Origin of the sequence: Vibrio sp. 10N.222.46.A1 (genome assembly GCF_041473595.1) — a bacterium.
Classification (GTDB): domain Bacteria; phylum Pseudomonadota; class Gammaproteobacteria; order Enterobacterales; family Vibrionaceae; genus Vibrio; species Vibrio tasmaniensis_A.
In genome coordinates this window covers 1-9,149 of the sequence record NZ_JBFRSN010000498.1, presented here as the reverse complement: position 1 = coordinate 9,149, position 9,149 = coordinate 1, and the positions used below count along the sequence as shown (strand labels likewise).

Here is a 9,149-nt window from a genome sequence, read left to right as displayed (position 1 = left end):
GCATACCTAGGATAAGGGCACCTAAGTCTGGTTTTACTCCTACAAACTGGAACAAGCCAGCACCAACAACTAATGCGAAGAAGATACCGAATAGCACCAACATTTCACCGTGCCCAACCCAATCGAGGACTTTGTAGAACAATGGGCGAAAGAAAGGCAAAGCGAACAGTGCGATCGCATACCACTCTGGAATTTTGCCCGTCGATGCAGTCAAGAATACGACAGCAAAGATATCTTGCATGACCAGAATGCCAATCGCTAGTGTGCCATAGGTAGCATTCATTTCCCCTTTCTCTTGTAGAGACTTGACCGCAAATACAGTACTAGAAAATGAAAGAGCAAAACCGAGTAGAACGATCTGTTCTATTGACATGGCTGCTAGAGATGAAATACCTAGAAACTTAAAACCAAATAGAGCGGCTGCAAAAAACAGAGTGGATAAAAGATTGTGGATTGTTGCGCCAGCCCAGATCTCTTTAGAGAGTAGGGTTTTGATGTCCAGCTTTAAGCCAATAGTAAATAAGAGAAGGGTGACACCAAGGTCAGCCAAAGTAATGATGGTGTCATTGGTTTCAAAGCCAAGGGCATAAAGCCCGAAACCTGCAACCAAAAAACCAACTAATGGGGGGAGGTGGCATTTTAAAGCAATAAATCCTGCGATAAACGCAGTGGATATTAATATAAGTTCCATAACTTGTTGTTGTAGTTCCCTAGCTTAAAAAAACGGGCCGTGTTTATACAAACACGGCCCGCGGAAAATCAGAATTGTTTTCTTTAGTCTTCAAGAAGCTTTTGCAGTAACACACCGTTGAGCATGGCGCGCTTAATCATGGCAAAGGCTCCCATCGTAGGATGTTTATCGATCTGTGATGCTACAATAGGCAGGCCGCTATGGAAAGTCGTTAACGACTGATTCTCTACATTGCGCTTAATTGCAGGGAAAACAATCTCTTGTGCCTTAGTAATATCACCAGCAATGATTACTTTCTGAGGGTTAAACAGGTTAATCGTCATCGCGATAGCCTTACCTAACTGGTTTCCTACTCGGACTAAGCTTTGCTTCGCGAGTTCATCGCCATTGATTGCGTGGTCACAAACATCTTGAATCGTAATATGTTCAAGTTCCGTTAAAGAAGATTCATAGCCTTGCTTAATGAGCTTCTGCACTCGATCAACGATGGCAGGGTTTGCCGCTACGGTTTCAAGACAACCGAAGTTACCACACTGGCATTGTTCCCCTAGCGGATCAATTTGGATATGACCAATTTCACCCACGTTACGGTTATGGCCTAAGAAAACCTGTCCATTAACGATAATACCAGCACCCGTACCACGGTGCACACTGACCAAAATAGAATCTTGACTGTCTTTACTTGCACCGAAGTAGTGCTCAGCAAGCGCCATTCCTCTAACGTCATTACCAACAAAACAAGCCACATGGAAAGTGTCGCGAATAATGTCGCTCAATGCGAGGTTATCGATGTCCGTGTTTGGCATGTACTCAACAACACCGGTCGTTGGGTTGACCAAGCCTGGAAGGGTGACACCAATGGCAATCAGTTGGTCGATCTTTGGCTGATGCTCAGCAATGAAAGCCTTGAGGTTATTGACCAAGCCTTGTGTAAGGTCTGATTGGTCTGAATAATCTAGGTCTTGTTGTTGGAAAGCCAATTCACGACCACCAAGGTCATGAAGGCTTATTTGAATATAGTCTCTACCTAAGCGTACAGCGACAGAATGAAAAGGGTCGACTTCTGTGGTTAGGGAGATCGCGCGTCTACCGCCAGTAGACGCTTGTTGCGCAACCTCTTTAATGAGGCCGCGCTCCAAAAGTTGGCGGGTAATTTTTGTAACACTTGCCGGTGCGAGTTGGCTTACATCAGCCACTTGTATACGACTGATAGGCCCTTGCTGGTCTATTAGTCGGTATACCGCCGCACTGTTTAGTTGTTTAACTAAGTCTACGTTACCTATTTGTCCGCCATTCATACTTAATTGTGCTCGTATTGTCCATTAACAACAGTCGCTTTAACGTTAAAGTCTCGGTCAAATACAGCTAGGTTTGCAACCATGCCTTTTTTGATTCGACCTAGCTTGCTTTCTACACCGATAGCCGTAGCTGGGTATAGCGTAGCCATGCGAAGAGCTTCGTCTAAAGCGATACCAGCGTGCTCAACTGTATTCTGAACTGCTTCAATCATAGTCAGAGCTGAGCCGCCCAGTGTGCCGTTTTCATCAACACACTTACCATCTCGGTAATATACTTTCTTACCGACAAAAATAAAGTATTCCATGTCAGCACCTGCAGGAGCTGTGGCATCCGTCACTAATACTAACTTTTCTCCCTTGATTTTGTGCGCAATTCTGATGTTTGCGTAATCAACGTGGAAGCCGTCGGCGATGATACCTGCATAAACTTCTGGCGTGTCGTAAATCGCGCCAACAACGCCAGGTTCACGACCAACCATAGGGGTCATTGCATTGAATAGGTGGGTAGCGAAAGTGATACCAGATTCGAAACTTTGTCGAGCTTCTGCGTAAGTCGCGTTTGTGTGGCCGATAGAAACGACAACGCCTGCTTTGTGTAGGCGCTCGATATGTTCTGGATCATTAAGCTCTGGTGCCAATGTTACTTTTGAAACTAGGTCGCTGTTCTCGCAAATCAGTTCAATCATTTCGCTGTCTGATTTACGAATGTGATCGACGCTGTGGATGCCTTTTTTTGCAACGTTTAGGTATGGACCTTCAAGGTGCAGACCTAGTGATTGGTTTTGGTACTGGTTGTGATATTCACGAGCTGCAGTAATAACTGCACGCATATCTTCGTCTGAAGAAGTGATGAGCGTTGGCAGGAAGCTAGTACAGCCTGATTTAAGGTTTGCTTCGTGCATGATCTGCATTGTTTCTGCCGTGATCTCATCGTTAAGCATTACACCGCCACAACCATTCAGTTGTAAGTCAATGAAACCTGGGCTTAGGTTTGCTCCGTTTAGATCGCGAACCTCGATTCCTTCTGGCAATTCAGAGATAGGACAGACTTTTTTGATCAGTTCATTTTCTATTACGACGGCATGATCGGTTAGAACATCACTACCAGTGTAAATTTTACAGTTACTTAGCGCGTACATAGTCAGCTAATCCTTATTTCGTGAGATCTTTTAAATTTGTTCGTTACCTAAATGTGGACTTAGTTTGCGAGCATCATTTACGTAACGATTTATCTTTTATGGGCGAACGGCTTCAAAATGGGAAGCTATTTAAGTTGTTGAAAAACATATGAACAATTGATCTTTATTATACATTTAGGTTCATTGTTAATGATTATTCATAGGGTAATCTAAAGTTAGGAATATCATGTTTTTGCCTAATGATTAGATTTGAATTTTATCTATAAACGCTCATTTTTTTGAATGATAAAATAAGTTTTATGATCTCGCTAGCAAAAACCTCTGGATTTGGTAAAAACTGGTGATTAGGATCACAAATGGTAAGGTTTTAATTTGCGGGGCAAAATTAATTGAATACACTGAATAGGACTAAATTGAGCGACTAAAATAAGTTTCTCAAATGAATTCTAAAAAATCCTATAGGGGGAAACAACTGGTGAATATTCTAGGATATGCACAGAAGCTAGGTAAGGCATTAATGCTACCTATCGCAACACTTCCGATTGCGGCGCTTCTACTACGTTTAGGTCAAGGCGATCTACTTGATATTCCATTCATGGCAGAAGCTGGTGGAGCGATCTTCGGTAACCTACCATTGCTATTTGGTCTAGGTATCGCGATTGGTCTTTCTAAAGACGGTAACGGCGCAGCAGGTCTTGCTGGTGCAGTTGCTTACTTCGTACTAACAGCGACAGCAACAACAATTAACGCTGACGTAAACATGTCATTCTTCGGCGGTATCTTCGCTGGTATCATCGCAGGTCACTCTTACAACGCTTTCCATGCAACACGTCTTCCTGAGTGGCTGGCTTTCTTTGCGGGTAAACGTTTAGTACCTATCATGGCTGGTCTATTTGCACTTGTTGCAGGTGCTGTGTCTGGTGTGGTTTGGCCTGGTGTTCAATCTGGTCTAGACGCACTGGCTCACGCAGTATCAACATCTGGCGCTATTGGTCAATTCGTTTACGGTACTCTTAACCGTGCACTTATCCCTGTAGGTCTACACCACGTATTGAACTCATACTTCTGGTTCGGTATGGGTACATGTCAAGAAATCATCGTTGCTGGTCAAGGCGCATTCGCTAACATCACTCAACTTTGTGTTGACCCATCACTAGCTAAAACTCTAGTTGTTGGCCAAGAGCACACATTCACATTCGCTAACTCTGTAACTCCAGAAATCACTACTGTAGTTAAAGAAGTGACTGAAACTGTTAAATCTGGCGACCTACACCGTTTCTTCGGTGGCGATAAAGGCGCTGGCGTGTTCATGAACGGTTTCTTCCCTGTAATGATGTTCGGTCTACCAGGTGCTGCACTTGCAATGTACCTAGCTGCTCCTGCTGAAAAACGCAGCCAAGTTGGTGGCGCACTGTTCTCAGTTGCATTCTGTTCATTCCTAACAGGTATCACAGAGCCGCTAGAATTCATGTTCGTATTCCTAGCTCCTGCTCTATACGCAATGCACGCTGTATTTACAGGTCTGTCTCTAGTAGTTGCAAACATGTTTGGTACTCTGCACGGTTTCGGTTTCTCTGCTGGTCTTATCGACTTCGTATTGAACTGGGGTCTAGCAACTAAACCATTCGTACTACTACTAATCGGTCTTGGTTTCGGTGCTTTATACTTCTTCACTTTCTCTTTCGCAATCCGCGCTTTCAACTTGAAATCGCCAGGTCGTGAAGATGATGACGAAGCTGTAGCAGCTCCTGCTGGCGACGCACCAAAAGGTGAAGTTGCACGTCAATACCTGAAAGCACTAGGTGGTCACGACAACCTAACTTCAATCGACGCTTGTATCACTCGTCTACGTCTAACTCTTAAAGACCGCTCTATCGCAGATGAAGCTGTTCTTAAGAAGCTTGGCGCTAAAGGTGTGGTTAAACTAGGTGAAAACAACCTACAGGTTATCCTAGGCCCACTAGCTGAAATCGTAGCTGGCGAAATGAAAGCTATAGGTGCAGGTGAAGACCTATCTGATGTAAAACTTCCATAGTGACGGAAGTACTTAATTAAGAAGTAAAGTTACTCTTAAGTAAGTTTCAAATTGAAAGCCTCCCAAACGGGAGGCTTTTTTGTGCCTACTGTTTAAGGTCAATGAACCCGGTTCGTTCTATTCTTCATCGAATAGCAGAAATAATCGCAATTAACGGACGGTTCTTATTGTGCAAAGGCGAAGAATTGTGGATGATTAGCAACAATGATCTTTCTATCTTTGACAGGCGCTGTAAGCGACCATTTTCATTGGTACAAAAGATAACTTTCTCTGACAATACTAAATACATAGAGGTGCTATAGATGAGTGAAGCTGAGGCTCGTCCATCGAATTTCATTCGCCAAATTATCGATAAAGATTTAGCGGATGGTACACACAGTAGCGTGCATACTCGTTTCCCGCCGGAGCCAAATGGCTACCTGCACATTGGTCACGCTAAATCTATTTGCTTGAACTTTGGTATTGCTCAGGACTACCAGGGACAATGTAATCTTCGTTTCGATGATACAAACCCTGAAAAAGAAGACGTTGAATACGTTGAGTCAATTAAGAATGATGTAAGCTGGTTAGGCTTTGAATGGTCTGGTGATATTTGTTACTCATCAAACTACTTCGATACGCTTTACGCTTATGCTGTGGAATTAATTAATAAAGGCTTAGCGTACGTTGACGAGCTAAGTCCTGATCAAATCCGTGAGTACCGTGGCACGCTAAAAGAGCCAGGTAAAGCGAGCCCATACCGTGATCGCAGCCCTGAAGAGAACTTAGCGTTGTTCGAAAAAATGCGTGACGGTGGCTTTGAAGAAGGTAAAGTGTGTCTACGTGCTAAGATCGACATGAGCTCTTCATTCATGGTTATGCGCGATCCTGTTATCTACCGTGTTCGTTTTGCTCACCACCATCAAACTGCTGATAAGTGGTGCATTTACCCAATGTACGACTTTACTCACTGTATCTCTGATGCGCTAGAGGGCATTACGCACTCTATCTGTACGCTTGAATTCCAAGATAACCGTCGTTTGTATGACTGGGTTCTAGACAACATCACGATTGATTGCCAACCTCGTCAGTACGAGTTTAGTCGTCTGAATCTTGAATACACGGTAATGTCGAAGCGTAAGCTGAACCAACTTGTGGTTGAAAACCTAGTTGAAGGTTGGGACGATCCACGTATGCCAACTATTTCTGGTTTGCGTCGTCGTGGCTTCACTTCAAGCTCGATTCGTGAATTCTGTAAACGTATTGGTGTGACTAAGCAAGAGAACATGATTGAGTTCGGTTCACTTGAATCTTGTATCCGTGATGACCTGAACGAAAATGCACCCCGTGCAATGGCTGTTCTTGATCCGATCAAGGTCGTGATTGAAAACTACGACGCTGATACAGTAGAAACATTAACGGTAGCAAACCACCCGAACAAGCCAGAAATGGGTACTCGTGAAGTACCATTTACACGAGAAGTTTGGATTGAGCGTGATGACTTCCGTGAAGAAGCAAACAAAAAGTACAAGCGTTTGGTTCTAGGTAAAGAAGTTCGTCTACGTGGTGCTTACGTGATCAAAGCTGAACGTATCGAAAAAGATGCAGAAGGCAACATTACGACTATCTTCTGTTCTTACGACAATGAAACATTGGGTAAGAACCCTACAGATGGGCGTAAAGTGAAAGGCGTTATTCACTGGGTATCTGCTGATAAAGCGTTGCCTGCTGAGATTCGTTTATACGATCGTCTATTCACAGTGCCAAACCCTGCCGCTGCTGATGATTTCGCTGCAACGCTAAACCCTGAATCACTTGTTACGCTAAACGGTTTTGTTGAACCTAGCCTAGGAGAAGGTGTGGCAGAGCAAGCGTACCAGTTTGAACGTACAGGTTATTTCTGTGTAGATTCGAAAGACTCTAAAGCAGACGCGCTAGTATTCAACCGCACGGTTGGTCTACGTGACACTTGGGGTAAAACTGAGGCTTAATGGCTTTGTTTTTCTCTACTCTATTTTTCCAAGCTCTGTTTCTCGGAGCTTAGTTTCTCAAGAGACGCTTAATAAAAAACCGGCTTAGAGCCGGTTTTTTTGTGTCTGGGAAATAACCAAATTGTGGGCCAAGCTACTGTGATTCTTAATACAATATCAGCCCAAATAAAAAACGCCGACCTAAGCCAGCGTTCTGTGTTACTTCTTCGCTTTATGTGCGTCTGGGTTGCCTTTGCAATCCCCAGTGATGCTTTTACCATACAGATACAAACTGTGGTTAGTTAGCTGTACATTGTAGCGTTGAGCGATTTCTTTTTGTCTTTCTTCGATAAGATCATCAGAGAACTCGATAACTTCACCGCAGTCTAAACATACTAGGTGATCGTGGTGATGCTGTGTTGAAAGTTCGAATACAGACTTACCACCTTCAAAGTGGTGACGAGTTACAATGCCTGCATCATCGAATTGGTTTAGTACGCGATAAACGGTCGCAAGACCAATCTCTTCACCTAAGTCGATCAGCTTTTTATATAAATCTTCAGCACTAATATGTTGGCAGTCTGGTTGTTGTAATACTTCTAAAATTTTGAGCCGTGGGAGGGTCACTTTAAGACCAGCATCTTTTAGCGCTTGATTATTGTCTGACATATACTTTCCTGTTGATGATCTGCAGCAATTAACAGAATTCAATATTAATACCATTATAGTTTAGTCAGGCATAACAATAAACCACGAACTTCAAAGGGTTACTCACTGACATCACAATCTGTTTTGTAAATTGGAAGTATCTCACTTATAGTGGAGGTACGACCAGCCAGGTGGCGGTGTTTTTTGATATGAACATGGATTGTTGTTATGAATAAGCAACTCGCAAAAATATATAAACCTAATATTGTAAAATTTGCACTCAATATTTGGCCTCCCTTTTGGGGCTCGGGAATTCGAATAGCCCACATTAGCGCTGACTTTAGGGTTGTTAAGACTGTGCTCAAGTTGCGGTGGTGGAATAAGAACGCTAATCGGACTCAATATGGCGGCAGTATCTTTTCTCTTACCGATCCCGTTTACTCGTTAATGCTAATGGGGATTTTAGGTGAGCGATATTATGTTTGGGATAAAGAGGCGAGTATTAACTTTATCAAGCCTGGTCAATCCGACTTGTATGCAGACTTTGAGATAAGCCAAGGGCAACTTGAGGATATCTATCGTCAGACACAACTTGGTGAGAAGTGTTTCCCCGAATTTATCATCCACGTTAAAGATAAGCAGGGAAGTGTGGTTTCGGAAATTCAGCGAACTCTCTATGTGAGAAAGAAGCCACAATTTAGAGAGGATGACGAAGCATTAGAAGCTGAGTGTTGATTGATAAATATTGAATAGAAAAAAACCTCCTATAAGGAGGTTTTTTCATATCTACATAACGGTCATTAATTGTAACAATTAATGACCGCTAATGAATTAGTCTTCAAGCTCTGCTAGGCACATCTCTTCGTGGATTTGTTTAACCCAGTTAGATACACGCTCATCAGTCAGCTCAGGTTGACGGTCTTCATCGATACATAGACCAACGAACTGGCTGTCATCGCCTTCAACTAAACCTTTCGATGCTTCGAATTCGTAGCCTTCAGTTGACGTATGACCTAGGATAGTACCGCCTTTTGCTTCAACGATATCACGGATAGTACCCATAGCATCGCAGAAGTATTCTGCGTAATCTTCTTGGTCGCCACAACCAAAAATAGCAACAAGCTTAGTTGAGAAATCAATAGCTTCTAGCTCAGGGAAAAAGTCATCCCAATCACATTGTGCTTCGCCGTAGTACCACGTAGGGATACCAAGCAGCAGCAGATCGAAGTTATCGATATCTTCTTTGCTGCTTTTTGCAATGTCTTGAACTTGAACGAGCTGCTTGCCCAATTGCTTTTGAATCATCTTAGCAACAGCTTCAGTGTTACCTGTATCGCTACCAAAGAAGAGACCTACACTTGCCATAGAATCATTACCTTTCATTTTGTC

At 43.2% G+C, this 9,149-nt stretch carries 8 protein-coding genes; 3 read left to right on the top strand and 5 right to left on the bottom strand.

Annotated features, from left to right (window positions below; all coding sequences use genetic code 11):
* The 3 genes from AB4496_RS14630 to nagA all read right to left on the bottom strand — a co-directional run.
* A partial coding sequence (locus tag AB4496_RS14630; RefSeq protein WP_372131226.1) for a cation:proton antiporter occupies positions 1-691 on the bottom strand: 691 nt, incomplete at its 3' end.
* Positions 692-774: 83 nt separating this feature from the next.
* Entirely contained in the window at positions 775-1,989 is a 1,215-nt protein-coding gene (locus AB4496_RS14625) for an ROK family protein (protein WP_009847335.1), read from the bottom strand.
* Between the two features lie 2 nt (positions 1,990-1,991).
* A complete protein-coding gene (gene nagA, locus AB4496_RS14620; RefSeq protein WP_009847334.1) occupies positions 1,992-3,128 on the bottom strand; it encodes an N-acetylglucosamine-6-phosphate deacetylase in 1,137 nt (378 codons plus the stop codon).
* Positions 3,129-3,603: 475 nt separating this feature from the next.
* Here nagA and nagE point away from each other — a divergent pair, with 475 nt between their 5' ends.
* Together nagE and glnS are read left to right on the top strand one after the other, a co-directional pair.
* Positions 3,604-5,163 (top strand): N-acetylglucosamine-specific PTS transporter subunit IIBC, encoded by a 1,560-nt coding sequence (gene nagE, locus AB4496_RS14615; protein WP_029222967.1) that lies wholly within the window; start codon positions 3,604-3,606, stop codon positions 5,161-5,163.
* Positions 5,164-5,465: 302 nt separating this feature from the next.
* Positions 5,466-7,133: a glutamine--tRNA ligase gene (gene glnS / locus AB4496_RS14610; RefSeq protein WP_009847332.1), complete on the top strand. Its 1,668-nt coding sequence runs from the start codon at positions 5,466-5,468 to the stop codon at positions 7,131-7,133.
* Positions 7,134-7,331: 198 nt separating this feature from the next.
* Here glnS and fcrX read toward each other — a convergent pair whose 3' ends face one another.
* Complete coding sequence (gene fcrX, locus AB4496_RS14605; RefSeq protein WP_004734226.1) at positions 7,332-7,781, bottom strand: ferric iron uptake transcriptional regulator FcrX; 450 nt, start codon at positions 7,779-7,781, stop codon at positions 7,332-7,334.
* A 207-nt stretch (positions 7,782-7,988) separates the two neighbouring features.
* On the opposite strand from fcrX, the gene AB4496_RS14600 reads away from it, so the two are divergent.
* On the top strand, positions 7,989-8,495 hold the full coding sequence (locus AB4496_RS14600; protein ID WP_009847330.1) for a DUF4442 domain-containing protein: 507 nt from the start codon (positions 7,989-7,991) through the stop codon (positions 8,493-8,495).
* A gap of 96 nt (positions 8,496-8,591) precedes the next feature.
* On the opposite strand, the gene fldA is transcribed toward AB4496_RS14600, so the two are convergent.
* Entirely contained in the window at positions 8,592-9,125 is a 534-nt protein-coding gene (gene fldA, locus AB4496_RS14595; RefSeq protein ID WP_009847329.1) for a flavodoxin FldA, read from the bottom strand.
* Positions 9,126-9,149: the final 24 nt, after the last annotated feature.

Excerpts from the sequence above, each read along its gene's own strand:
- glnS (WP_009847332.1), top strand. The coding sequence starts at position 5,466 with ATGAGTGAAGCTGAGGCTCGTCCATCGAATTTCATTCGCCAAATTATC.
- fldA (WP_009847329.1), bottom strand. The coding sequence starts at position 9,125 with ATGGCAAGTGTAGGTCTCTTCTTTGGTAGCGATACAGGTAACACTGAA.
- AB4496_RS14625 (WP_009847335.1), bottom strand. The coding sequence starts at position 1,989 with ATGAATGGCGGACAAATAGGTAACGTAGACTTAGTTAAACAACTAAAC.
- AB4496_RS14600 (WP_009847330.1), top strand. The coding sequence starts at position 7,989 with ATGAATAAGCAACTCGCAAAAATATATAAACCTAATATTGTAAAATTT.
- fcrX (WP_004734226.1), bottom strand. The coding sequence starts at position 7,781 with ATGTCAGACAATAATCAAGCGCTAAAAGATGCTGGTCTTAAAGTGACC.
- nagA (WP_009847334.1), bottom strand. The coding sequence starts at position 3,128 with ATGTACGCGCTAAGTAACTGTAAAATTTACACTGGTAGTGATGTTCTA.